This window comes from Burkholderia pyrrocinia, assembly GCF_003330765.1.
In the GTDB taxonomy this organism is placed as follows: domain Bacteria; phylum Pseudomonadota; class Gammaproteobacteria; order Burkholderiales; family Burkholderiaceae; genus Burkholderia; species Burkholderia pyrrocinia_B.
The window spans coordinates 2733598-2758137 of sequence record NZ_CP024902.1; the positions used below are offsets into that span (position 1 = coordinate 2733598).

General features: G+C 61.7%; 28 protein-coding genes and 2 tRNA genes. 13 read left to right on the plus strand and 17 right to left on the minus strand.

The features are described 5' to 3' along the window. Positions 1-48 precede the first annotated feature (48 nt). From CUJ89_RS13255 to CUJ89_RS13325, 15 genes are all read right to left on the minus strand, one after another. On the minus strand, positions 49-729 hold the full coding sequence (locus CUJ89_RS13255) for a phage baseplate assembly protein V (protein WP_114177714.1): 681 nt from the start codon (positions 727-729) through the stop codon (positions 49-51). Between the two features lie 3 nt (positions 730-732). Then, a complete protein-coding gene (locus CUJ89_RS13260) occupies positions 733-1257 on the minus strand; it encodes a hypothetical protein (protein WP_114177715.1) in 525 nt (174 codons plus the stop codon). Then, positions 1247-1777, minus strand: a complete 531-nt coding sequence (locus tag CUJ89_RS13265) for a phage tail protein (protein WP_114177716.1) — start codon at positions 1775-1777, stop codon at positions 1247-1249. The genes CUJ89_RS13260 and CUJ89_RS13265 overlap by 11 nt, the downstream gene beginning before the upstream one ends. A gap of 2 nt (positions 1778-1779) precedes the next feature. Continuing rightward, entirely contained in the window at positions 1780-2067 is a 288-nt protein-coding gene (locus CUJ89_RS13270; RefSeq protein ID WP_114177717.1) for a hypothetical protein, read from the minus strand. Position 2068: 1 nt separating this feature from the next. After that, on the minus strand, positions 2069-3064 hold the full coding sequence (locus tag CUJ89_RS13275) for a major capsid protein (protein ID WP_114177718.1): 996 nt from the start codon (positions 3062-3064) through the stop codon (positions 2069-2071). Positions 3065-3137: 73 nt separating this feature from the next. Beyond that, positions 3138-3482, minus strand: coding sequence for a head decoration protein (locus CUJ89_RS13280; protein WP_114177719.1), 345 nt, complete (start codon positions 3480-3482; stop codon positions 3138-3140). A 30-nt stretch (positions 3483-3512) separates the two neighbouring features. After that, positions 3513-4601 carry a head maturation protease, ClpP-related gene (locus tag CUJ89_RS13285; protein ID WP_114177720.1) on the minus strand — a complete coding sequence of 363 codons (1089 nt, stop codon included), beginning with the start codon at positions 4599-4601 and terminating at the stop codon, positions 3513-3515. Next, entirely contained in the window at positions 4598-6088 is a 1491-nt protein-coding gene (locus tag CUJ89_RS13290; RefSeq protein ID WP_114177721.1) for a phage portal protein, read from the minus strand. The genes CUJ89_RS13285 and CUJ89_RS13290 overlap by 4 nt, the downstream gene beginning before the upstream one ends. Then, entirely contained in the window at positions 6085-6291 is a 207-nt protein-coding gene (locus tag CUJ89_RS13295; RefSeq protein WP_114177722.1) for a phage head-tail joining protein, read from the minus strand. Before CUJ89_RS13295 ends, CUJ89_RS13290 begins: the two co-directional genes overlap by 4 nt. Positions 6292-6300: 9 nt before the next feature. Further along, on the minus strand, positions 6301-8412 hold the full coding sequence (locus CUJ89_RS13300) for a phage terminase large subunit family protein (RefSeq protein WP_114177723.1): 2112 nt from the start codon (positions 8410-8412) through the stop codon (positions 6301-6303). Beyond that, positions 8297-8818, minus strand: coding sequence for a MarR family transcriptional regulator (locus CUJ89_RS37710; protein ID WP_152036618.1), 522 nt, complete (start codon positions 8816-8818; stop codon positions 8297-8299). The genes CUJ89_RS13300 and CUJ89_RS37710 overlap by 116 nt, the downstream gene beginning before the upstream one ends. Before the next feature lie 505 nt (positions 8819-9323). Next, positions 9324-9911 carry a zinc finger-like domain-containing protein gene (locus CUJ89_RS13310; protein ID WP_114177725.1) on the minus strand — a complete coding sequence of 196 codons (588 nt, stop codon included), beginning with the start codon at positions 9909-9911 and terminating at the stop codon, positions 9324-9326. A gap of 222 nt (positions 9912-10133) precedes the next feature. Further along, positions 10134-12647 carry a VapE domain-containing protein gene (locus CUJ89_RS13315; RefSeq protein ID WP_114177726.1) on the minus strand — a complete coding sequence of 838 codons (2514 nt, stop codon included), beginning with the start codon at positions 12645-12647 and terminating at the stop codon, positions 10134-10136. Between the two features lie 274 nt (positions 12648-12921). Continuing rightward, the gene (locus CUJ89_RS38520) at positions 12922-13305 is read right to left on the minus strand and encodes a hypothetical protein (RefSeq protein ID WP_114177727.1); all 384 of its coding nucleotides are present in this window, start codon (positions 13303-13305) and stop codon (positions 12922-12924) included. Position 13306: 1 nt separating this feature from the next. Further along, positions 13307-13834: a phage regulatory CII family protein gene (locus tag CUJ89_RS13325; RefSeq protein ID WP_201752311.1), complete on the minus strand. Its 528-nt coding sequence runs from the start codon at positions 13832-13834 to the stop codon at positions 13307-13309. 389 nt (positions 13835-14223) lie between these two features. Between CUJ89_RS13325 and CUJ89_RS13335 the strand changes: the two genes are divergently transcribed. From CUJ89_RS13335 to CUJ89_RS13380, 10 genes are all read left to right on the plus strand, one after another. Further along, positions 14224-14652, plus strand: coding sequence for a transcriptional regulator (locus tag CUJ89_RS13335; RefSeq protein ID WP_114177730.1), 429 nt, complete (start codon positions 14224-14226; stop codon positions 14650-14652). Positions 14653-15108: 456 nt separating this feature from the next. Then, positions 15109-15327 carry a hypothetical protein gene (locus tag CUJ89_RS13340; protein WP_114177731.1) on the plus strand — a complete coding sequence of 73 codons (219 nt, stop codon included), beginning with the start codon at positions 15109-15111 and terminating at the stop codon, positions 15325-15327. A 50-nt stretch (positions 15328-15377) separates the two neighbouring features. Further along, a complete protein-coding gene (locus CUJ89_RS13345; protein ID WP_114178605.1) occupies positions 15378-15740 on the plus strand; it encodes a beta-hexosaminidase in 363 nt (120 codons plus the stop codon). Then, on the plus strand, positions 15740-17089 hold the full coding sequence (locus CUJ89_RS13350) for a ParB/RepB/Spo0J family partition protein (protein ID WP_114177732.1): 1350 nt from the start codon (positions 15740-15742) through the stop codon (positions 17087-17089). The genes CUJ89_RS13345 and CUJ89_RS13350 overlap by 1 nt, the downstream gene beginning before the upstream one ends. Continuing rightward, positions 17086-17535, plus strand: a complete 450-nt coding sequence (locus tag CUJ89_RS13355; protein WP_236654893.1) for a hypothetical protein — start codon at positions 17086-17088, stop codon at positions 17533-17535. The genes CUJ89_RS13350 and CUJ89_RS13355 overlap by 4 nt, the downstream gene beginning before the upstream one ends. 1 nt (position 17536) lies before the next feature. Next, positions 17537-17995, plus strand: coding sequence for a hypothetical protein (locus tag CUJ89_RS13360; protein WP_152036619.1), 459 nt, complete (start codon positions 17537-17539; stop codon positions 17993-17995). Positions 17996-18007: 12 nt separating this feature from the next. Further along, positions 18008-18709, plus strand: coding sequence for an ead/Ea22-like family protein (locus CUJ89_RS13365; protein ID WP_114177735.1), 702 nt, complete (start codon positions 18008-18010; stop codon positions 18707-18709). After that, positions 18706-18936 (plus strand): hypothetical protein, encoded by a 231-nt coding sequence (locus CUJ89_RS13370; RefSeq protein ID WP_114177736.1) that lies wholly within the window; start codon positions 18706-18708, stop codon positions 18934-18936. The genes CUJ89_RS13365 and CUJ89_RS13370 overlap by 4 nt, the downstream gene beginning before the upstream one ends. Before the next feature lie 79 nt (positions 18937-19015). Continuing rightward, positions 19016-20437: a hypothetical protein gene (locus CUJ89_RS13375; RefSeq protein ID WP_114177737.1), complete on the plus strand. Its 1422-nt coding sequence runs from the start codon at positions 19016-19018 to the stop codon at positions 20435-20437. A 2-nt stretch (positions 20438-20439) separates the two neighbouring features. Then, the gene (locus CUJ89_RS13380) at positions 20440-21351 is read left to right on the plus strand and encodes a DNA adenine methylase (RefSeq protein WP_114177738.1); all 912 of its coding nucleotides are present in this window, start codon (positions 20440-20442) and stop codon (positions 21349-21351) included. A 6-nt stretch (positions 21352-21357) separates the two neighbouring features. Here the strand turns inward: CUJ89_RS13380 and CUJ89_RS13385 are convergent, their stop codons facing one another. After that, the gene (locus tag CUJ89_RS13385; RefSeq protein WP_201752240.1) at positions 21358-22494 is read right to left on the minus strand and encodes a site-specific integrase; all 1137 of its coding nucleotides are present in this window, start codon (positions 22492-22494) and stop codon (positions 21358-21360) included. 174 nt (positions 22495-22668) lie between these two features. Between CUJ89_RS13385 and CUJ89_RS13390 the strand changes: the two genes are divergently transcribed. The 3 genes from CUJ89_RS13390 to CUJ89_RS13400 all read left to right on the plus strand — a co-directional run bounded on the left by CUJ89_RS13390 (position 22669) and on the right by CUJ89_RS13400 (position 23664). Beyond that, positions 22669-22743, plus strand: a tRNA-Arg gene (locus tag CUJ89_RS13390). Between the two features lie 297 nt (positions 22744-23040). Continuing rightward, positions 23041-23117 (plus strand) — tRNA-Met (locus CUJ89_RS13395). A 202-nt stretch (positions 23118-23319) separates the two neighbouring features. Then, a complete protein-coding gene (locus tag CUJ89_RS13400) occupies positions 23320-23664 on the plus strand; it encodes a hypothetical protein (protein WP_114177740.1) in 345 nt (114 codons plus the stop codon). A gap of 43 nt (positions 23665-23707) precedes the next feature. Here the strand turns inward: CUJ89_RS13400 and CUJ89_RS13405 are convergent, their stop codons facing one another. Continuing rightward, positions 23708-24448 carry an SDR family NAD(P)-dependent oxidoreductase gene (locus CUJ89_RS13405; protein WP_114177741.1) on the minus strand — a complete coding sequence of 247 codons (741 nt, stop codon included), beginning with the start codon at positions 24446-24448 and terminating at the stop codon, positions 23708-23710. Positions 24449-24540 lie beyond the last annotated feature (92 nt).

Here is a 24540-nt window from a genome sequence, read left to right on the forward strand (position 1 = left end):
AAACGAAAAACCCCGCACGGGGCGGGGTCCAAAGTCACTTTGATACATTCACACTGGCGGGCCAACCAGCTCGCCGTCGCCTTGCTCACGGTGCCTGTGCTTCGTGAGCGACTTACCGCCGGCCACGACGTCTTCGGTATATTCTGCACTGCCAGCGATCTTCATCGCGACACCACCGCCCTCGCCCGGCTTGCCCTGCATGCCGCCGTTGAACGTGAGCATTTGCTCGGTCGTCGTGTTACCCGTGAACGTCGAGTCCGGAATGTCCGCCAGCAGCTTCGCACTGCGCAACGTTGCGCCGTCCGCCTTCAGCTCGAACTCCGTCCCGCCGATGCGAAACACGATCCGACCACCCGCCGGCACCGACAGTACGTATTCATGGCTTGCATGGTTGTACTGCTCGAATGCGCCGTCCGGGTAATCCGTCGCCGTCTCGTCCGGGCTCGACCTGCCCGAGCCTCCATGCTGGTCTGTGTAGTAGCCCGGCGCGACGAACGCGCCCGCGAGATCCCCGGACGGTGCCCACAACGCAACCTCTTCGTCGACGGACGGCGGACGCCACTGCCTGACCTTGCCGGCCGCACCGGCTTGCCATTTCAGCCAGTCGCTCACCCAATCACCGACACGCACCTTCACGCGCGGCGGGTCGTACGTGACGGCCTCGACGATGGCCGATTGCGTCAGACACGCCATGCGGCGATCCATCTCGCCAAGCTCGAAGTCGCTCACACGTCACCCCGCACCCTGATCCGCCGGATTCCAGTAACGGTCTTCGTGTCCCGGCCCGGTCTCCGGATCGACGCCCCACAGCACCGATCGACCCTTCGTCGGCGGCTCGAACACTTCACCCAGGTCAAATTCGTGCACCCATTCGACGAGCCAGACGAGATACGTATCCAGCTCGGGCCGGAACGGATCTTCACCTGCTGAGCCGATTTGCTTGCCGGGCGTAACCGGCAAGCCCCACGTTTCGCCGTGCACCGCCTGCAGCACGCGGGCGGACAGCTCGCGCACCTGCAGCTCGGCGTCGTCCACCAGCGGGTCGACGATCACACGCGCCTGCATGCGCGCGATCAGCGGCACCCGGCCCGTTCCGTCATCGTGTCCCGGCTCCAACTCGGCCAGTTCGATCGCGACGAATGGTGTCTCGATCGACTTGCCGATCTTCGGATACGCATGGATACGTTCGAGATCCGGCAGGCGCGCACGCAGGCCGGCCTCGATGCCGTCATGAAATTGTTTCAAGTTATCGAGCACGATTCGCCGCCTTCTGGATCTCGTAGTTCACTTCCTGCCGCAGCACCGTCATCAGCCGCGCTTCGCACGCCCGCGCGGCCCGTCGAAATGCCGGATCGCCGGTCTGCGACCACTCGACCGTCACGACCTCGAACGGCGTTCGCGCCTTGCCAGTCCGCCGGTAGATCGGACCGTCCGGCTGTACCTTCGTCTTGCGCCACGCACTTTCGAACACCGATTTGCCGGCCCGGATGCCCTTCTTCGTGCGCCGGACCGAACCGAGTCGGTGCGCCTCGATCGGATTCAGCCCGAGCCACACCTTCCCGGTATCGGCCGACCGCATGAAGAAGTACATGCGTTGCCGCAACAGCTTCTGCTGGATGCCCGTCGCGCTGCCGACCTCCTTCGCCGTCTGACTTCGAATCCACGCGCCCGTCTTGCGCAGCGTCCGACGCCATGCCGCCTGCATCGCAGCAGGCGGCAGGCCCGCGAGCGCTTCGAGCGCCCCCTTCACATCGATCTCGACCTTCAGCAGATCCATCGTCACCTCAGAATCAGGACAGTCCAGCCCGTGCCGGTCGGGTGGATCTCGAAGACACGGAAGCGCTCGCCACCCGCGACGACGATGCTGCCCACGGACACACGGGCCGCGTCGTCGTCGGTGATGTCGAGGATCGGCGCAACGAGCTGCGTGCGTTGCGTCCCGAGATCCGGGCCGAGCCAAGGTGCCTTGAACATGCCCAGCAGCGGCTTGCCGTCGATCGTCACTTCGTCTGACAGGTCTCGCTTCACGGCCGTGTCGACGTCGGCCATCAGATCCCGGAACGCCATGTCACGCCTTCAGCTTGATCAGCGCCTTCGGGCGCGTGCACAGGTGGATCGGATTCGACTGCGCTTCGATCTCAACGCCCTTGCCGAAGTCCATCAGCTCCTGCTTCGCGTAGTACGGCAGACCGGTCGTGTTGACCGCCTCGACGTAGTCGGCCGGCGCGAAGCGCGTGATGAACAGATCCGGAACGCCTTCGGGAATCGCATGCGCCTCGTCGTCCGCCACATAGCCGATGTCACCGACGCGGCCACGATATCGCTCGAACGTGCAACCGCCGAAGTCGAACGCATCACGTGCGTCGCCGCGCAGCGACGCCGCCATTGCAGTCGCCAGATACGTTTCCTTGACCGTCTTCGCGACGATCAGCTTGTTCCAGAACGCGCGACCACAGAGCACGCGCACGCCGGTGTACGTCGTCGCGCCAAGGGCATCCTCGATCGCGTCCTGCACCTCGACGCACTTCACACGGATCTCCGTGTCGGCCTTGCCCAGCTCAAAGGAGATCACCGTCTGCTCGATGCCGAAGTACTGCAGCAGGTCGATCAGTACCGTCTTGCCGTCCGCGTCCAGCACCGCGCCCTTGATCGCACCGATGCGATGGAATTCGTGCGTGGCGTCGAGCTGGCGACGCATCTTCGCGAGCCGGCGATTCACGACAGTCTGCAGCGCCTCCAGCTCGGTTTCCGAACCGAACGCGCGCAGATTCTGGATCTCGTCAGCCTTGATGGTCGCGCGTTGCGGCAGGTGCACCGTATTGAACGGGATCATCTTGCGCTTGCTGCCGCCGACGACGGCGGCCGGCGACCCGCGCTCGCCAGCCGCAACGAGCGACAGCGTGTCGCCGTCGCGCTCGATCTGGATCGTCGTCGTCGTGATGCCGTCCTCTTCGAACAGCCCGAGCGTGCCGATCCGGCCAGGAACGTACGGCTGCTCGTTGATCGCAGCACTCAGGGACGACAGCGAGAACGCATCGTCATTAAACAGGGCGATATCCGCCATACAACCTCCGACATGAAAATGGATACAAAAAAGGCCACGCGCTCTGCGTGGCCTTGAATGGCGCCTGCTACGTTCAGCGGACGATGACGTGCCGCTCGGCGAGATCACCACGACCGGCAGCATCCAGCCCGGCCAGCAGCCCGCCCGCGACCTCGGCGAGCCGGACGATCCCCGTCGCCGGGCGTGGCGACTCGGACGCCGCCAGCGGGGCGTAGAGAATTGCCGCAGCGACTTCCGAACCGTCGTTCGCCGCGTTGTCGTACGGCGCATACTCGCCGGTACTCGTCACGCCGAGCACTTGCCCGGCTGGCAGCGCCGGACCGGCCTTGACGATGATGTGTTCGCGCGAGATCTGCCCGTTGCCTTCCGACACGAGAAATTCGGCCGGCAGAGTGGCCTGTACTTTCCAGTTCGACATGAGTTTTCCCCTCCTCGGGTTACGTCAAAGTTACTTGCCGCTCTTGCGAGCCGCGTAGATGGACGCCGCGCGCGGCGCATTCGCGACCACGGGCGCGTCTTGCGACGCAACCGGTGCAGCACGATGGTTGATCGGCTTCTGCGAGGCCGTTACGCGCTCGAATAGCCGCGCCCGTACCTGATCGGGCGTCAGGCCGTCCGCGACGAAGCCGGCCGTCAGCTCGGTCAGGCTCGCAGCCAAACAGATACCCGCGATGTCCTGTGCACCGCGGATCGCCGCGTCGACCGTCGCGCGATCGCGCAGGCCGGTCGCGAGCACGATGCCTTCGGCGCAGTGCTCGATCCGCGCGTCACGACATGCCGCGTACACGTGCGACGCCAGCGCCGTGACGTCCGGTGTTGCCGGCGGCTGCGGCTGCGGCTGCGGCGCAGGATCGGCCGGCGGATTGGGTTGGGGATCGGCCGGCGGCACCTCGCCGTCGCCCTCCAGCACCGCCCGGATCTCGGCAGGGACAGCCGAGAAGCGTGCAGCGAGCCGCGCTGCGCCCGCGTAAGCCGCGATGCGGATCGGATCGGCAATCGCGTCGCAAAAACCTTGCTCCTTCGCTTGTGCTGCCGTCAGCCAGGTCTCGGCGTCCATAATCGCGCGGACCTCATCGTCGGTCCGGCCGCTGCGCTCGACATACGCCGCCAGCATGTTGTCGGACGTGCTTTCGAGTAGATCCGCGAGCTTGCGCAGATCTCCCGCCTCGCCGGCTGCGACCGTGTGCGGGTTGTGAATCATCAGCATCGCGTTCGACGGCATCTCGATCGTGTCGCATGCCATCAGAATCAGCGACGCAGCCGACGCGGCAACGCCGTCGACACGCCCCGTCACCTTGCCGGCATGCCGACGCAGCGCGTTATAGATCGTGAACGCGTCGAACACGTCACCGCCCATTGAGTTGATCGCGACGACGATCGAGGTCGCAGTCGACGCTACCTCATCGAGCTTCGCAGCGAACAGATCGGCGTCGGTGCCCCAGAATCCGATGTCACCGTAGATCTGGATCTCGACTGCCTTCCCGCCGTCCGCGTTCGCCTGTGCGCGGATGTCCCACCAGCGTTTCTTTCCTTTCATTCGCCATCCCCATTTGAAAGATCGCCCGCTCCGTCGACCGGATCGAGCGTGTCATATCGAATCCCGAGCCGGCGCTCGCGCGCGAGATCGTCCACGTTCTCCCGATCGACCTGCTCCGGGTCATCGCCGCGCGCAAGCACGGCACCCGACCGGCTCGCCAACCCGGACCGGATCTCCATCCGCTTTGCAGTAACGTCCTGCACTGGATGGATGTACGGCCAGCCCTGCGGCACCCACCGCACGCGCAGATAGTCGCGCCGGTTGCGGTAGTAGTCCGGCATCGGCATCGCGCCCGACAACGCGCACGCATCGACCCACCATCGCCAAACCTTCCGGCAGAACTGGTGGATAAACACGTTCCACTGGATCTGTTCGACCGAGCGCCTGAACTCGTTCAGGATCACGCGCAGCACGCGATCGCTCACGTCGCGCAGATCGCCTGTCATGACTTCGTACGGCATGCCGACCGATGCTGCCGCCGCCATCAATTGCTGCCGCATAAACGGCCCGTAATCGGTCCCGGCGCCCGGCGGCTCCGCAAACGTGACGCTTTCACCCGGTGCCAGTTCCTGCATGCTCCCCGGTTCGAGCGACACGACCGGCGAGAAGCCGTCGACGTCGTATTCCATTGCGCCGCCCGTGATCGGATCGCCCGGCATTCCCGGTTCGGCAGGCGGCTTCGTGATGAAGCCCGCAAAGAGGTTGCTGACCTCCTGCCGGAACAGCACCGCGTCGTCAAAGTTGTCCAACGACTTGAGCCGCAGCAGCACTGTCGACAGCTCGGGGACGCCCCGCACCTGGCCGGGCCGAAGCGCGAGAAAAACGTGCGCGATCTCATCGGCCGGTACGCGAACCGTCTGCATGTTTGCGACCGACGCACGGCCGTACTCGCCGGGATGCCGCTGCAGGAGGTGGTACGCAACCCGCCGACCGTCCGAATCGAACTCAACGCCGTTGACGATCTCCCCGCCCGGTACGATCTCGTTCTTCTCCATCGGCAGCAGGTCGCCTTCGAGAAGCTGGATTTGCATCGGCACGGCCAAGCCGTCGCGCGGACTGCGCAGCCGTCGACGCACAAGCACCTCGCCGTCGCTGAAAAACGAACGCGCGGCGAGCGTCTGCACCCCGGCGATGTCGAACAGCTCGTCTGCGTCGATCTCCTGCCCGCTGTCCTCCCAAAGTTGCTTTTGCATCTTGCGAACCGCATCGTTCGGATGCTGCGGATGCGCTTGGATGCCGTTGCCGATCGTGTTCGAGACGAGTCGCGCGATCGCCGTTTTTGCCCACGGGTCGTTACGGATCGCGTCGCGAGCGCGAGAACGCATCAGCGGCAGGTTTTGCACCGCCGCCGCATTCGGTCCGGCGCCCGATGCCCGCCACGACTTCGCACGCGCCCCGACCGTGCTCGCCGATTCGTAGGCCGCCGCCTTCAGCCGCGTCGGCACCACGAACCCACGCTGCGCGAGCGACGGATAACCGCGCTTCATCGCACCCCCTTGCCAGCGTGACGAATCCGGACGATCGACGAGCGTCCGGCAGCCCCGTTCAGGTCTCGAATGATCTCGGTGCGCGCCTCGCGCAGCTCGGCGATCGAGCGATACTTCACGCGCCGGTCGGCGTACTGCACCTCCAGTTCGCCCTTCGCGATCGCGGACTGGATGCGCTCCAGATCCTCTTTTTTGTATCCCATGAACACCTCCTAGCGGCGCGTCAGATAGGTCGACCTTCCGACGCGACGCCCCTGAATGCGCGAAACCCCGCTCGGGGGCGGGGTTTCGGCGGGTTTTGCTACCGGCGGCGACGGCCGCGGTGCCTCTACAACTTCCGGTTCACCGGGCGGATCGGGCAGTGCCTCGACAGGCAACGCCGAAGGCAGCACGTCCAGCACGGGAACCGCGTCGAACAGCGAGACCTGCGAGACGCGATGCTGCTCGACCTGCCAGTGCGCCTCGGTCATCAGGTGCACCTTGACGCTGCGGGCCGCGTGAAGCGCGTACCCCTCGCAGTCGAGCGCCTCATTTCGCGGTCCGATCTTCTTCCACACGCGCTTACCACCTCGCGGACCCGGAACCTTCACCTCAGCGGTGAGCTGCGTCAGATAGTCACCGCGAACTTCGCGATACCAGTGCATGCGGCCCGGCCCGTCGCCCTCAAGCTTCAGCCGATTTTCGAGGATCAGATCCTTTGCCTTGCTCACCCCGACCATGTAGGGGCGCAGACCGTACTTCGCCGCCTTGCTGTTGTTGCGCGTCGAATCTATCGACGCCTTTGGCACGCTGAAGATCTCGGCATCGGCGTTGCTGCTGCCCTTGACGGCCATCACGTGATGGCCGGCCTGCTGCGCCGCGCGCACATACTTGTATACGGCGTCCGACGTCGAGCCATCCGACGAGTCGATCGACGTAGCACGCACGCGCAACAGCCCACCGTTCTCATGCCGGTACGCGTGCGTCAGGAGTGTCGTCAGCACACCCCATACCCCACCCGTCAACGCATCTTGCTGCTGTTCGAGCACGTTGCCGTGGATCTCGCCCCACACGACAAGCCAGCTCTCCTCACCCCGTCCCCATGCGCGCAGAATGATCGCGAGACGGTCGTGCTGCACGTCGACGCCCAGCGTCAACAGCAGACCGCCAGCCGGCACCATCAGCTCCGTGTACGGCAACGCACGTTCGGCGAGCACGTCCAGCTCCGGCAGTTCGCTCTTGTACTTGTACGGCCGTCCCTGCGAGTTGTTCACGAACGAACGCATCTTCGTATCGTCGCCTTCGCGCAGCGCCTTGTCGGCCGTCAGCCACTTCTTCACCAGCGCGACCATGTTTGAGCCTGGGAAAGGCGAAACCAGCTCGTTGATACGAAAGCCGGCCACACCGTGAAACGGCGCCGTCGCGACCCACCGCCCGCGACGGACAGCGCGAATGCGCATCGCGTCGTCCCACAATGTCCCGCAATGCGGACAGGTATAACGGGCCGACTCTGGTCGCGCTCGGCCGTAGACTTCATGCGCGACCTCGGCGTCTTCACTCCAGGTCACGTTCTCCCACGCCAGCTCATGCTCCTCGTTGCAATCGGGGCACGGAACCAGATAGACGCGCTGATCAGAAGCCGCGTACGCCTGCTGGATACGCGACAGACCGTCGACGGTCGGCGTACCACCCAAGATCATCTTGCGCCGCCTGTCCGAATAGCTCTTGTTCCGCTCCTCCAGCAGCGTGATCGAGTCGCCCTGATCGCGCACGTTCGTGTTCGCGTCGTCCGGCTCTTCGACCGCAACGACCGGGGCCGGCGTCGACTTCACCTCATCCGGTGCGTTCGACGTGATGAACTTCAGGAAGCCTCGCGCGAACGTCTTGTGATCCCACAAGTTGTTTTTGTCGCGGGCCGCGTGGACAGGTAATTTCGCCGACAGGCGTGGCGTCACCTCGACCATCGGCTCAAACTTTTCGAGGTTGAACTTCTTCGCCGTTTTCTCTTTCGGGAACATGACGATCATCGGGCACGGATCGACGTCGATCCGCTTCGCGATGTAGTTCAGCAGTACGCCATCCGTCCACGCAACCTGCGCGGATTTCATGCACACCACCTTCTGCGCGGCCGGATCGTCCAGCGCATCGTGCATGCCGATCACCCACGGCGTAATGTTCACGTTGTAGCGGCCCGGACTCGCCGACGCCTTCGCGCTCAACCGCCGATGCTTAGTCGCCCACTCCGTCGTCCCGATCCGTTCCGGCGGTCGCAGCAGCGTCGCGATCCGTCGAATCACTGCGCGGACTGTCTGGGTCGTATTGAGAAAGCTGCTCAAGGGATCCATAGATATGCTCGTTCAGCCATTCGACATCGACCTCGATGCCGTATAGCGCGTACAGCTCCGGCACTAGCTTGTCGGGCAGCGCCAGCAATTCCGTTTGAAATGCGCCGACCATGAGGCCATACGCCTGTTCGAGCTGCGCCGCATTGACGAGCTGCCCTCTCTTCTCGGCCAGCGTCAGCAGCTTGATCTCGCGATCGACACGTTCGGTCATAGCGCGTTCAGCGACGAGATCGATGCCGGTCTCGCTGGAGCGGCCAGCGGCCATCTCGCGAAGATGCCGGATATACGCGACGCGGATCTCGTCGATCGACGCCACACGATAATCAAGCCGGACCTTGTCGACGAACCGCGAAACGGCTGACTGATCAAGGTCCAGGTGCTCGGCGATCTGCTGCTGAGTCGGCATGAATATGACCCCCTATGGAGACTCGCCAGTAGAGAAAAAGCGCGGGTCTGCAGCCCCGCGTGTCGGCGGCCTCATAGGGTCCCCGCCTGCTCAAAAAAATAGGCAGGCCCGCCCCGATCGCGAGATCCGCGATCGCGCGGTCGCCCGCCCGGTCCATCGCCCACACAATGCGGTCCATCGCATCGTCAAACGCGAAGCACCGCGCGGTCACGCGCCCCATGCTTCGATCTTCATCCCACGTCAACCAGACCTCACGCGGCCCGGCGCTCGTCGACTCGATTCGCATTTCAGCGCCCCAATGCAAAAAGCCCTGAGGGCTTTCGCACTCAGGGCTTCGGTATTCATTTCGTAGGGACGAACGCCCCCACACGACCTAACGGGCTCCACTATGTGTTCTTATGTCCCGAGAGGTTTGCACGACTAACGCGCGGTGCCAGCGAATATCCAGTGACGCGGTAAAGGATGTACGAAGTTTACGCGATCTACTCTTGGAATGAAAGATGTTTCATTCTCGCAATTGGCGGCGCATTGTGTCGGACACCGATCCATTCACGTGATCGAGCAACGAATGCATGTCGTGAAAACGACGCGACCAGTGCCGGCGGTATTCGTCGAGTGGGATACCGAGTGCATGCGCTCGTGCCGGTTCATCGATTGGACGCTTACCGGACCCCGAGCAATCCGGGCAGATATATCGACCGTCTCGACGCACAATGCCGCGTCCTTCGCACCGCACACATTGATCGTTGATCCATTCATCGAGCAGACGCAACGCGAAGCGCTCGACGATATCAACCTTCGCACGCTCGACTTCGTGTCCTGCCCTCTGATCGCGGCGTTCGTCACGATTCAGGCCCGTAAACCGATTGCGCTTAAACCGACCCGACAATCTGATCATCTGCGCAAATAGCAACGTGGCCTTGCGGATCGTCGCGGGCTTCGTCTCTTGCCCCGCCTTGATCCGGACCAGCAACCGACCGAGATCATTCGCAAAGGCGAGTGCGCCCAAAGTAACTTTAGGATCGGCAATAGGATCAGTGAACTGACCACGAACACTCATTGCAACGCCTGCCCGCTCCATCAAATCGATCATGACTCTCTCCTATTCGTCCTAATGTCTTAATGTCCCAAGGGAAAAGGCTTGCAGGGGTGCGCGCCTGCGACATGCGCGACATGCGCCGCTCACGTCGCGCATGTCGCGCCCCTGCACCCGCGCCCGAGACCGCGCCTTGGGACATTGGGACATGGGACGTCCACAGCGCGCCAAGGCGGGGCAAGTGGCGCGCTTACCGTGCAGGCACAGCGCGCCACGCCATCACAGCGGACTGTCGTCATCGCCCGCCGCTACCAGTTCACGCTCGACTTCCAGTTCCTGCTCCGGCTCCTCGCGCACGTAGTACCATCCGCGCGAACCCGTCGACTCACGCTTGCGCACCCAACCGAGCGACTTCAGCGCCTTGCCAATCCGGCGCTGTTCCGGCAATGTCCATTTCGACGTGTCGAGCTTCAGGATGTCTGAGAGGATCTCTTCCATCGTCGTGCGCGCAACGTATTCCAGGGCCTTGGCGATCTTGTCCTCGTACACGTCACCCTCGTAGCGCTCAGCCTGCTCGATCTCGAACAGCGGTCGCTCCTGCTCGGTCACGTGCCACACGACGCCCGAGCGGTATAGGTGCACGGCTTCGGCCCAAAGCTGATCACGCACAGCCACGATGCCGTCGATGTCGACGAGAGCACTGACACGCAGCGGCCAATAGCGCCGGTTGCCTGATTCGTCTTTCAGATACGTGTCAAAGTTGACGGAGCCCGCGAACACGCATTGGCGCGGTACGTCGGTCGCCCGCTTGCCGTAGAAGTTACGGAACCGGTCGACGGCCGTCGCGAAGAAGCTCTTCACCGCCGACGAATCGGCCTTGTTCAGCGAGTCCAGCTCGGCCAGCTCGATCACCCACTTGCCGGCCAGCACCGCGTATGTGTCCTTGTTACCGATCTGGATCGGCGTATCGGTGAACCACGGCGCACCGGCCAGCACCTTCAGCGCCGTCGATTTGCGGTACCCCTGCTTGCCTTCGAGGATAAGCACGTTGTCGACCTTGCAGCCCGGCTCCATCACGCGAGCCACGGCCGCGATCATCCACTTCATGAACGCGAGCTGCACGTAGTCGCTATCGGCCACACGCAGGTATGTCGACGGCATCGTGCGCACGCGCGGTACGCCGTCCCATTTCAGCCCTTCGAGATATTCGCTCACGTCATGAAAGTGGGTTGCGTCCGCGACAAGCAGGACCGCGTTCATCACGATATCGGTGCGTACCGAGAGGCCGTACCGCTGCGACAACCAGAGCACGCAGCGTTGATCATCCATGTCGGTCCACTCACCTGTCGTACCTTGCGGGAACGGCGGCGCACGGCGCTTCATCACCCGGCCACCGAAATCGTCCTGCTCAATGACGCCCTGCCATGCCTTGTGGTTCGACAGGATCAGGTGCACGTTTCCAAGCGTCGGCAGCAGTGTGCCCTTGTCCGACCGCGCGAGATCCTGTTCCCACGTGTGTGCGCCGTTCTCTGCCTCGCGCCCGTCCCATTCCGACAGGTTCGCGGCAGCGGACGTCGCGGCGGCTTTCGATTGCGCAGCGTCTGCGGCCGTCACGGCCATCACCGCCGGTCGGATGTCGTCATTCGCTGGCGCGATGACGCGCAGGATTGCGCCCTGTATCTGAGCCTCAACGGCTTCGAAGCCCTCTTCAACGTGCAGGTCATTGAAATCGGTCAGCTTGCGCTCGCCGCGATTGGCGAACGCCGGATAGATGACGCTGACGTCGTCGACCGACGCTGCCGCCTCGTACGCGCGCTTCAGACCGGTGTTCTCGAAGCGCTTGCGACGAAGCGGCATCACGTCGTTACCGTAACTCACCTCGACGTACGGCACGCCGTTGTCGTCACGACGACGCGACGCGGCGATCATGTACCACGTGTTCTTTGCCTCGATCCGCACCGGATCGGCACCAAACACCAGCTCGCCACGGAACGTGAACTCGTCGGCGAGCCAGTCGCGCATGCGTTGCTCGATCTTCCAGTCATCGTCGGCGCAGACCAGCACGTGCACATCAGGATACGTTGCACGCAGGTAGCGCACGGCCGGGAGGATGCCGCCCGCGTCAAAGCAGATATTGACTGCGAACGCGTCGTCGATCGCCATACGGATCGCACGCGCGGTTGCGTAGCCTTCGGCTACCAGCACGACCTGGTCGTCTGCGCAGACCTCGCCGAGCAGATACGAAGCCCCCTTCTTTTCCATGCCCTTGTTGAAGCGCTTCGCGCCGTCCTGCGTGATCTTCTGCAGGCCGACGAGACGAGCGTCGTCGCCGTACTGATACATCGGAACGAATATCGTGCCGTCCGCATCGAAGCGCACGCCTTCAGCCGTGATGTGCTTGCGGTCCAGGTATGCGGACTCGCCATGCTCTGCCGCACGACTCCACTGATCGCTCGCCCGGTTCGCGGCGAGCTTTGCCTGCCGAGCCTCCCGCTCGGCCTGCTCGCGCTCGGCCACCTCCTGCCGACGACGGGTTTCGGCGAGCGTTTCCTCGCTCAACGGTGCACCGCTCCATTCGAAACGTTCGGTGCCCGGATCGTCGCCCGAAAAATGGCCGAACGTGCCGCCATAGCCGATTACCGCGCCCTTGCTGACAACCTCTCGAAGCTGATACCAGTATTTCTTGCGCGGCCCGTACCGATGATGCTTACCGTCCGCGACCGGATGGCCGGTAGGCAGGTCGGGATGCCCCGCCGCGCGCAATTGCTGAATGATCTGGTCAAGTGTCGCCATACGAAAATCTCCCCTCAAAAAGTTGCTTTGGCCGCAACTCGCGGCCCGATCCTCAAATTCCCTCAGCCGCGCCCGTGGCAGGCCCGGCGTCCCATTAGCTCTTACCGCCCGCCAGCAAAGCGAACCGAATATCCCGCGCGAGCTTGTGGGAAAAATTGCGCCAGATACCGCGCCCGGCCGCATAGCATTGCCGGCTCGTCGGCACGCGGGCGTAATGCGACGCGCCTCGCCGCAACGCACTACTGGTTCCGTTCACGTTCACTTCGGTCTCCGGTTATTTGCCGCGCAGTCGACGCCACTCAGCGGTCATGCGTTCGTCGAATGCGGAAAGGTCGGCCGCGCAGAGCTGGCCGACGATCTGATCGCGGAACGCGTGACGTTCCGCCTTGGTAGAAAGTGCCGCACACATGCGAGCGGCCGTGACGTTGAACGCGTCGACTCGACCGACGCGCTGCGCTTCCGCGAGGAACACGCCAATGCGATCTGGAAACGTCGCGATCAGGTCGGCGAGGAGCCGGCCGGACTGATCCGGAGCGACATCGAACCGTTCGGCGAGCGCGGCCGTTGCACATGCAAGCTGTTGCGCGTGTCCACAGCACAACTCGACCTGCTCGCGCGCTACGCGACAACACCCCATGCCAGGCTTGAATCGCTCCATTTCAGCGACGACGACGTTTAGCGAGGTTGCGGGCCGCGTGGATCAGCTTCTGGAACAAGCGCTGTCCCTTTCGCCCCGTCGCGATGATCTCCTCGGCCTTGCGGTCATCGATCCGCTGATCTTCAAGCGCGCGCGTCACGTCGTCGGCAACGCGACCGACATGCGCCTGCAGGTGCAGGGTTGTCGAGACAAGATGCATCGTGCCCGGCTCAAGCGCTTCATCTACCCCGTGGTCGTCGACATGCTCGGCGACCAACCCAAAGCGAGCGTTCAGGGCGTGCAGCGCGTCGAGCGCATGCACGCTCGCCTCGGTCTTTTCCTGCATCCACTCGATCAACAGCTCGAACATTTCCATCGACAAGCGGCTGTCGCCAACACCACGAAGGCGCAGACGCAGCGACTCGGTCGTGACGTTCTTACCGCGTCGGATGGTCAGGTAGTTCGCCGCGTCGGCAACGCCGCCGGGCGTGTCGCGAACGGACGTATAGAGGACGTCCAGCCATTCGGTACTGTCGTATCGGCAGGTCATAGGGGGAGATTGGTAGACAGTGGCTTTCATCCTGTCGCGCACTCGAAGCCACAACTAAGATTTGGCTCATGAGGTGCGTAACGGCTGCGGTCACGCAACAGCGAGTGCTTCACAACGACTCGTCGTGTGAATCTAGAGAGGCAAACAGGTCGGGACGCGCGAGCTTCAAGAACAACAGACGCGCTCGCGGAATGCCGTTTCGACGCCATTCCGATACGGACGGCATCCGGACTTCGCAAAGTTGAGCGGTTGCAGCCGTACCGCCAAATGCTTCGATCACGGCGCACGCGTACGGGTCTCGATTCAGGAGCGTATTCATGCCGTCATGTTAGGCGCTCCTTATACGAAATGCAAGGCATTCCTAATGCCCATTCAGTTAGGCTTTCCTAATGACGACACTAGCCGAACGCCTGGAACAGGCAATGAAGTTGCCGCCCGAGAAAAAGGCTGCGGATCTGGCGCGAGCGTGCCGAGTGCGAGCGCCCTCGGTCAGCGACTGGTTAAGCGGTAAGACGAAAAAAATGGAAGGCGCGAATTTGCTACTCGCGGCCGAATTCCTGAACGTCGATCCCTGGTGGCTTGCCACCGGTGAAGGACAGATGGAGCGCCGAGCCAATGCACCCGCCCCACAGAGACAGGAGACGCTAGGCGCACATGCTCAAGCGCTGGTCGACGCGCTCGCCAAAGCAGATAAGGTCGGGTTGCCATCTGCAGCGTTTGTCGCGCTGCTTGAAACCCTCAAGGTGTTTGAAGACCTGCGCGGGCGGCAGTCTGGTGATCTTCTCGATCTGAATGCCCCTGACCCACAAGAGGGGTAAGGTTCCAGTCGAATACTGCAGCTCTACGGTGCGTTCCGACCTGCCCGGAACGTATTCCGCGACCTCTGATCGGGCCGCCAAGAAGCTCCACATCCCAATCGAAGTCTTCACTGCCATGCGGGCCGATGACCCGCACTAGCACACCGATACGCGATCGATTCCGGCATCGACTGACGATCGCCACATCGCCCGGTTTGCAGCGCAATTCCCCTGTTGACATAGCCCCGCAACAACCTCCCCTCGGCAATATTTTCGCTTAATCACTGTATAAACATACAGTATTTAATCGTAAGAATACAACACCTTTCAAAGAGATTCGCTGTGTTCGCCTCATGCCGAACACGACGACGAATCGCGATGCCATCGAAAGAGTTAGGAATTCCTATTGCAAATTGACAAAGGAATGCCTAACATTCGACTCCAACGCTGCCGTTCGCGCAGTCATCGGAGAAGCCCATGAAAATGTTCGACCATCAGTCCACCGATCGCCACGAATGGCTTCGTGACGAACACGCGCCCCGTATCACGCCATCCGAGCCGGCCCGTCAAAGCAACTTTGAGAAGTCGAAGATCTTCCGCTGGACGGTCGTCGCCGCTTTGCTGTTTGTCGTCGTGAACGTGTTCCAAGACGACCCGGTCGTCGCACCGACGACCGCGTACCACGTCACCGTCTAAACCGCCCCGATCCTGCCGGGGCGAGCGCCTCCGGCGTCATGGAGACCACCATGCCGCGTTTCAAAGTCAAACCCCTTCCCCTCGTCGACCTCGAACGTCGCGACACCCTGTCGCTTCGCACGATCGTCCACTACGACCCGAATGCACGACGCCCCTCGACGCCAATCCTCGTCGGCAAGTACGTTGTGGGCCGCCGCCCCTTGCCCGATAGCGTCCATACGCTTTACATGATCCTCGACGGGGCCGAGATCGCCCACTCGCAGATCTCGATTCCGAGCGAAGGCGACTGCGCGTCCGCTATCAAGCGCCTGCGCGATGCGAAGCGCGCAGCGGGCTTGGCAGCATCGAAGGCGATCAACAAGGCGAAGAAACCCTCCAAGGCTCGCAGCCAGACGGCCGAGGAGGTTGCGTAATGGACGACCGCACGCAACAACTCGACCTGACCGCGCCGATCCCGACCGGGAACACGAAGACTGCCGCAGCCGCAGCGGGCGCAACGTCGGCAGACCTGTGGATGGTCCCCTACGGTCAACTTCACTATGATCCGGCCGACAACATCCGACCGGTTGACCCCGAGTGGGTGACGCACCTCACTGCATTGATCGTCGAGAACGGGTACGACAAGGGCTCGCCGCTGCATTGCTACGCGCGAAAGGTCGACGGGAAGGATCTGCTTTACGTGTACAAGGGGCAGCACCGCTACCTCGCGGCCGGCAAGGCAATCGAGGCCGGCAAGGACGTCGGCAAGATCCCCGTCGTCGTTCGTGATGCAAAGACGGTTAACCGCGCCGACATGGTGATCGACGGCTACCTGAGCAACGACAGCAAGCGATCGTCGCCGCTCGATCTGGCGGCCGCTGTTGCCGAGCTTCGCGACATTCACGGCATGACCCTCGCGGCGATCTGCAAGCGCCTGAATGTCACTGACCAATCAATCCGCGACGTCGGCCTGCTCGAACGCGCACCGGTCGAACTGCACCAGATGGTTCGCGACGGCGCGGTCGCCGGCACGCTCGCGATCGAACAGATCCGCGAACATGGGGCAGACAAGGCACTGGACCGGCTGCAGAAAGGCGCGGCGAAGGCCGCTGCGTCAGGCAAGGCCCGCGTAACGAAGAAACACCTCGACGCAGCGCCCCAGCCGTCGCCGGCCGCAGACGCGCCTGTCGAGGCACAGGCGCCAGCCCAAACGCCCGCACGCCCGACCGCGCCCACCAAGATCAGCGAGAAGCAATCAAAGCAGCTTTTGCAGGCACTGCAGGCCGTGCTGCATGACCCGGTATTCGGCAAGCTTTCTCCGGGCACTATCGACGCCGTAGATATCGCGCTCAAGCCGCTCGCAGATATGCTCGATGCAACGTCGGTACGCAAAACCGCGTATGCAATTGCCACCGCGAACGAACACGGCGTCTATACGCCGACAGACGTCGTAACCGCGCCGAAGCAACAGCGCACCGGACGAAGCCCGGCAGAAATTCGTGTCGCGCTGATTGCGGAAGGTGAGTGGATCTACGGCATGGATTACACGATCGGGATGGCCGGCGGCGCATCGCCGTGCTCATACCACGAGGGAATGCCGACCCATCCAACCCGCGTGCAGGCAATTCGCGGGGCCGTGCGCGACCTCACCCGCCGCATCGAGACGAGCCCCACCATGTCGAAAGCCAAGGAGACTGCCAGCGTGCGTAAGTGGCTCGACAAGCTGTATGCGATGCCCGACCCCGACTGGACGTCGGAAATGGCGCTGGAGACGCCCAAATGACCTCGCGCCCGGCCCTTTCTACCCTACGTCCGCTGCCGCGAAAGCGGGAACACGCGAAGAACCGCCCGGCTATCGCACTGGCGAGCGTCAACGGCACTTCGATGCAGTCGAACAGCGACGGGCTGACGCCCGCAAAAGCGATCCAGAAAGACGAAGCGCCGCTCGCGCGGCGCAAACCTATCCAGACGAACGAAGCCTTGGCGGATGCCCGCCAAGGCAGGCTCGCGCGACTCGACGCCCTTCGCATCGAGATCCGCGACCTAATCACCGAGATCTCGCACGCAGCCGACGTCGAGCTGCTGGACCTGATGGCCAACGAGATCGGATCGTTCGCTCGCCACAAGGCAGCGCAGGATGCGCGCGCCTGGGCCGCAACCGCCGGCATCACGCTGGAAACCGGTTTGATGCAGCTCGGCCGCGCACTGCCACAACACAAAGCAAAGTGAAATGACCCGACGCAACAGTCCTTTTGAAGTCTGCGGGCTCAAACCAATCAGGCAGGACAGCGAAGGTCCCCTCTTTAACCCTGCCGAAGCTGCCACGATGGTTGCGAATTACATCAATGCAGACACACACTACTTTCAGCGAAAAACAAAAGATATGAATACCGATTTTGCAAAAGCCGAATCCGCCACCCAAGATGCGATCGCACTCTTCGAGCGTTCACTGTCTCGCATGGTCGACGCCGAAAAGCAAGTTGCTGAGTCCACGAAAAAAGCAGCGGGGAGTGTTCGGAAGTCTGCAAACGAACTCGGCGATACGATGCAACGTCTCTTGAAAACGGCGGATATCGACCGCCTTGAACGGTACGCAACCGTCCTCGAACGCATGGCAACCGCTATGCACGCATTGGCTACCTTGGAGATCGACGGCAAGCTCGATCGTATTGTCAGCGCCATTCGATAACCGGGGAAAGTCATGGAAAATTTCACCAGCAACTACGATGCCCTGCAAGCAGCCGCCGAACGCGCCACTAAGGGGAACTGGATCAATGTCGGCGCATGGGTAGAAAACGAGCGCGACGACCTGAAGGATATTTGCGACTGCCGCCCAAACGGGAACGAAGACGACGAGCAGGCGCTGCTCGACGCCGCCTATATCGCCCTCGCGAACCCTGACACCATCCTTCGCCTTCTCCGTGAATGGCGTACCGCGCGAGAAGCCACCTCGCAGCATCCCACGCAAGCGAGCGTTGCAGCCAACCAACTTTGCCTCTGCGGCACCGTGCTCGCCCATACGCACCACCACTGCGCCACGCCCGTGATGTGGCGTATGTACGAGGAATCCAATGCGTTCCGGAACACGACCGCAGCAGCACGCGACATACTGACGGAACGCCACCGACAGATTCAGCATGAAGGTCTGACGCCTGATCGCGACGACGGCTATACCGAGGCGGAATTACCCCGTGCAGCCGCCGCGTACGTTCTCAGCGCCTGCGGGTTCAGCAACGCCGTTACGCTGGATTTCTGGCCGTGGATCACGGACTGGTGGAAGCCGACAACTCCTCGACGGAATCTCGTGAAAGCCGCCGCATTGATCCTCGCCGAGATCGAACGCATCGACCGAGATCCGGGCGATGAATCCCACCATGACCACCTGAACGGGGGATCACTGTGAGCCTGTTGACCCGCGCATACATCCTTGAGAAGTACGGCCCGCGCATGACACTGGCGCAGCTCGCGCGGCTACTTCTCATGTCGGAGGGAACCATCCGCAATCAGATCAGCGCCGAAACGTTCCCGATCCCGACTTACAAGGAAGGTGGCGGCCGCTTTGCTGCATACGACGCCGTCGCAGAGTACCTCGACGATATGTCCCGTCGCGCCCGCGCCGAAGCCGCATAGTCCACTTGTGAGCGACTGGTGGCGCGCCGCGTTAAAATCATGTATATCCTCACCAACTTAATAACATCCGGGGCGAAAGATGGCAGTTAGCGAGCCGTGGTCGACCGCAGAACTCGATCCCAAGAAGATTCAACTGGACCTACGCAATCCTCGTATCGAAATTGAACCGAACGCCAAGCCGGCCGAGATTCGCGCGAAACTTCTGAAATTCGAGGACGTGCTTGACCTCGCACGAGGAATCATTCGGAACGAGGGCCTCTTTCACGGCGAGCGCATCATCACCGTTGTTGAGGGAGGGAAGCACATCGTCCTCGAAGGAAATCGCCGCGTCGCCGCTTGCCAAATGCTTCTAGACCCATCGCTCATTCCTGAGGAGTTTGTCGGCCGATTCCCTGCCGCCCCGCCCGCTGTCAAAGCTACTCTGCGCAAGCTGAGCGCCGACGTAGCGCCGAACAGAGAAGCAGCCGATCCGGTGTTGACGAAACGCCACACAGAGCGCAGCGCAAAACCTTGGTCGCCGGTAGCGAAGATGCGCCGAGCGGTGCGCATGCTCGAGCACGCCCCAATCGACAAAGTCGCTGAAGCACTCGGCACAACGCCGGGCGCAATTCGAAAACTTGTGAAGCCATACCGACTCCTCAAGTACGCACTCGATCTGGATACGTGGACCGATGACGAACGCGCGGTACTCGAGAACGAAAAACTTGTCACCAACCCCTATACACGCTTCTTCACGTTGGCAGACACCCAGCGTATCTTGCAGTTATCGTTCGACGCCGATCAGAACCCCGTCAGCGCACTGCCTCCGAAAGTTTTCAAAGAGCAGATGATCGCAATAGCACGCGACTTTCTGCTCCCCGACCCCGAGAAAGGCAAGCCACGTTGCGATACCCGTACGGAACCGATGAAGTATTTTGAACGGTTTCTCGAATCGCCCGAAGGCAAGAAACACATCAAGCCAGCGGAGCCACGTCAGCAACCCAAGGGTGATGGCAAAGACCCCAAAGCGCCGGGCCAGCCCGCAGGTGGCCCCAATGCCGGCGCACCGCGTCCAAAAACGCAAAAGATATCTATTTTCTTCGAAAAACTTGAGTGCCACGTAACTGAAGACAATCTGATTGCATTGACTCGGGAAATCCGCGGAATCAACCACAAGACCACACCGATTTCGGCTTCTTTAGTTCTACGAGCGCTATTCGAATGCGCCTTGGGTTATCAAATAAGGAAGGCCAAAAAATGGGGTGAACTCATGAAGCTCGAAAAGCAACCGGGCCGTGACCCTGCGCTCGCCAGCATGATCAACTTTTGCTCGAACTTCAATAACGGGGTGTTTTCGGAGAATAAGATTTGCCGAGTTCTCTCTGCCGGCACCACGAAGCAAGCCAAAGATTATCTCGACTCAATGACGCACCTCAAGTATCAACAGGCCGACGCACCGACACTGGAAACGATTGCAAACAATATTCGCGGCGTCATTCAGTATATTTTGGAAGGAAACTGAACATGCCAAAGAAACTCCTCCCTCGCAACGAACCTCTTAGCCCACTGCGATACCCAGGTGGGAAGGCGCGGCTAGCCGCCTATATCAGCGGTGTCATTGAAGAAAATTATCTGAATGGCTGCACCTTTTACGAACCCTTTGCGGGTGGCGCCTCGGTTTCGCTGGAACTGCTTCGTCTGGGCTTTATCTCTAGTGCAGTACTGATCGAGCGTGATCCATTGGTATATGCGTTCTGGTGGTGCGTCTTCAATATCACCGATGACCTCTGCGCAGCCGTCGAAGCATGCCCCGTCACGATGGAAACATGGACTCAGTTGCAACCCACAAGAGAGGTAGCCTATCCCGCGGACGGGCGTTTTACGATACTGCAGCTCGGTGTAGCTGGACTATTCTACAATCGAACAAATTTTTCCGGCATTCTCGGCGCAGGACCAATTGGCGGGGAAGCTCAAACTTCTCGCTACAAGATCGACTGTCGCTTTAACAAAGAAAAGATCGTTCGACAAATTCGCTCAGTGGCTCGCTTTGCAGACCGAGTTAGAATTTATTGTGATGACGCAATTTCCTTCATGCGCACCAACGCAGAAGAGATCGCAACAGGATTTGCGTTTGTATACGTCGATCCGCCATATTATCAACAAGGTCCGAAGCTGTATCGACACCACTATACCGACGCGGATCACGTTGCGCTCGCTCAATTTCTGCAAACTCAAGGCTATCCGTGGCTGCTGAGCTATGATGACCACCCTCGTATTCGCGAACTGTACGACGGAAATACTGTTCAGCCGATCTATCTCGACTATAACGTCAAATCAAGTCGCACCGCTCGCGAACTTGCCATTTCGAACCTGATGATTCCGGTTCCAGTATATGAAGGTATGCCGGAATTGCTGGGTATAGAGGTAGAAGCGTAACGCGCTCTACTCGTTCACCAACTTCAATTGCCCCTTCTTCGCAACCTGATCCGGCCGCAAATTCGTGTAGCGTTTCAGGTTGCGCCAATCCTTGTGGCCGGTCACGGCCGCGACCTCGGGAATATCCCACCCGTCCTCGAAAAGTGCGCTTGTCGCTTCGTGCCGAAGGTCGTGTAGCCGCAGGTCGACGATCCCCTTGTCGACACACGCCAGCTTGAAATACTTGCTGGCCGTGCTCTTGTCGAACCGGAAGATGTACTCGTTCGGATGCGGCTCGATTGTCGGGTCCGCCTTGCGTTTTGCCTCGTACGCTGGCGGCACCGGATATCGGGCCTGACGCAGCAACACTTCGAGCGAATCGCCGATCAGCGGCACCCACTCGTCGTTGCCCTTCTTCTGTCGCGGATGCTTGCGATCACGGACGAGCGCGAGACGGCGCTCGACGTCGAGGTCCGACCACGTCAAGCGAAACAGTTCGCCACGCCGGAATGCGCTTTTCATCGCAACTCGGATCACATCCGGCACCGCTTGTTCGCGCTCCGGATGCTCCGCAAACCACTGGAAGATTTTTACGATCTCGTCGCGAGTCGGCCGGCGATCCCGATGCTTGCCGGGGCCAATGAGCTGCAGGTGATCAAGTGTCGGACGCGCAATGCTCGGGGCATGTGGCAATCGCAGATCCAGTAGCGACGCCATGTGTTTGTACACGGTCCCGAGCTTCGAGATATCCATGTCGATCGTGTACTGCCCGGCCCCCTCTTTCTTACGCTCCTGCGCGAACTTGACCAGCCGCTTAGTCGACAGCTTCGCCGCCACTTCATCATCAAAGTGACTTTCCAGCCGCTTGAGCATGTAGGCTTCATTCGACTTCTCGGCGACCGGTCGACCAGAGTCATTCCGCGCGCTTCGATACAAGCGCACCAGCTCGCCGACCGTGATCGTCTGTTCGTCGACGGCACCCTGCCCCTTGTCGATTCCGCCTTCGATCTCACGCGCCCATGCTTCAGCCGCGCCCTTGGTTCGAAATGTCTTTGCTATACTCTGTCCCCGTCGGCGGATTTGAGCCCGCCAACGGTCGCCGATCTTGAGGATCGAAGCCATGGAATACCCCGTTTGTGGACTGTAGCAATGCGTCATCCACATACACTGCTACAGGGTCGATTTGTAGCAGAATTGTAGCAGGCGGGGCGTTAAACTATGCTTCACAGCCCGTCATTTCGCGTCATGCGCGGATAGACGGGAATCCCGGAAAGGCAAGCGGGACAAGGCTAAGAGCCTGATTCATAAGGGTTCGATCCTCCCCGCTCAAACTATCCGCTCCCCGTAGTTCAATGGATAGAACAAGCGCCTCCTAAGCGCTAGATACAGGTTCGATTCCTGTCGGGGGGACCAGACATCCTCCATGGTTCGCCCCACTTCCCCACGAAAACCGCATCACGCCTGACGGCTTGTTACGGGCGTTCCGCAAAGCGCCATGACGATCGTGGCCTCCTGTTATTGAATCCGCCTGCAGCAGGTAAACGCTCGACGCTCAAGTACCGCGCCAACGGCCAGGGGAAGTGCCTGGCCTCGAAGCAGATCGGGGAACGGAAGCATTCAACGCACACGCCAATCGCCGAACCGCAAACTCCGTTCTACGCCGATCACGAATCGTTTGACTCACCGCAGCTGTGCAAGTACACTACGCGCCGCGGGGTGGAGCAGTCTGGCAGCTCGTCGGGCTCATAACCCGAAGGTCGTAGGTTCAAATCCTACCCCCGCAACCAACACCGAAGCCCGCTCTGCGAAAGCAAGCGGGCTTTTTGCTGTCCGGGTGCACTGCTCGCGTGCAGCGTCGCACACGAATGGCGGGGCATTCCAGCCACCACCGTGACATGCGACACACGATCGCACCTTGTCCGATCCTCACGGACACGCGCCGAACATTGCGTAGAATTCCGAACCTTCGTCAGCATACGGACTCCGTCAATGATTCGAGCGATCGCGGCACTGGCCGCGCTTTCAGCGATGACAGGCACCGCAAACGCCGCCGATACCGGCACCGCATCCGGCACGGCGCCGGCAAAACAGCGCTACGTCAGCCCGGGCATCGCCAACGTCACCGGCGCAGCAACACCGCGCCCGGAAAACGCGTCCTCCGACGCACGCTGCAGGGAACTGGCCGCCGGCATCGACGCAGTAACGCACGCACCCGACCGCGGCCAGAAGGTCGTGCGCGGGATCGGCCCGGACGGCAAGCCGCGCAACGAACTGCGCGCTTACGACAAACGGGCCGACCTCGAAGCCGAGCATCAACAACTCGGCTGCCGATAACGAACGTCACGCCGCCCGATCGAATCACGCCGGGCATCGGCGTTTACGCATTCGCACCGCCATCGATCGTCAACCCGGCCCCGTTGACCGACCGCCCTTCCGGCCCGACGACGAACGCAACGAGCGCCGCGACATCGTCGGCCTTGCCGTACTGCGGAATCGCCATCCGCGAGCGCTGCGCACCCGCATGTTCGCCGTCGGCCGGATTCATGTCGGTATCCGTCGAGCCCGGATGCACGATATTGACCGTGATGCCGCGCGAGCCGAGATCGCGCGCGAGCCCTTGCGTCCATCCGATCAGCGCGGCCTTGCTCGCCGCATAGAGGCTCATCCCCGCATCGGGCACGCGTGTCGCGAGGCAACTGCCGGTCGACACGATGCGCCCGCCCTCCCCGAGATGCCGCGCCGCCGCCTGCGACGCGACGATCACCGCGCGCACGTTCACGTTCAGCGTCGCGTCGATATCGTCGAGCGTGAGGTCGTCCAGCGCACCGGCCCGGAAAATCCCCGCGTTGTTGACGAGGATATCGAGTCCGCCGAACGCCTCCGCGGCACGATCGACTGCGTTGCGCACGGCAACCGGATCGGCGCTGTCGGCCTGGATCGCAACGGCGCGACGGCCCAGCGCCTCGATGCCGGCGACGACGGCCTGCGCCCGCTCGGCCGATTTTTCGTAGGTAATCGCGACGTCCGCACCATCGGCCGCCAACCGTTTCGCGATAGCGGCGCCGATGCCGCGACTGCCGCCCGTGATAAGTGCACGCTTGCCCTGAAGTCGGTCCATGTCCGTTCCTTTCCTCATTTATGTAATGACCGACACAGAATGTGGCAGGTTGCGCGGCACAGTCAATTGATTTATTTTATCGATCGATACAG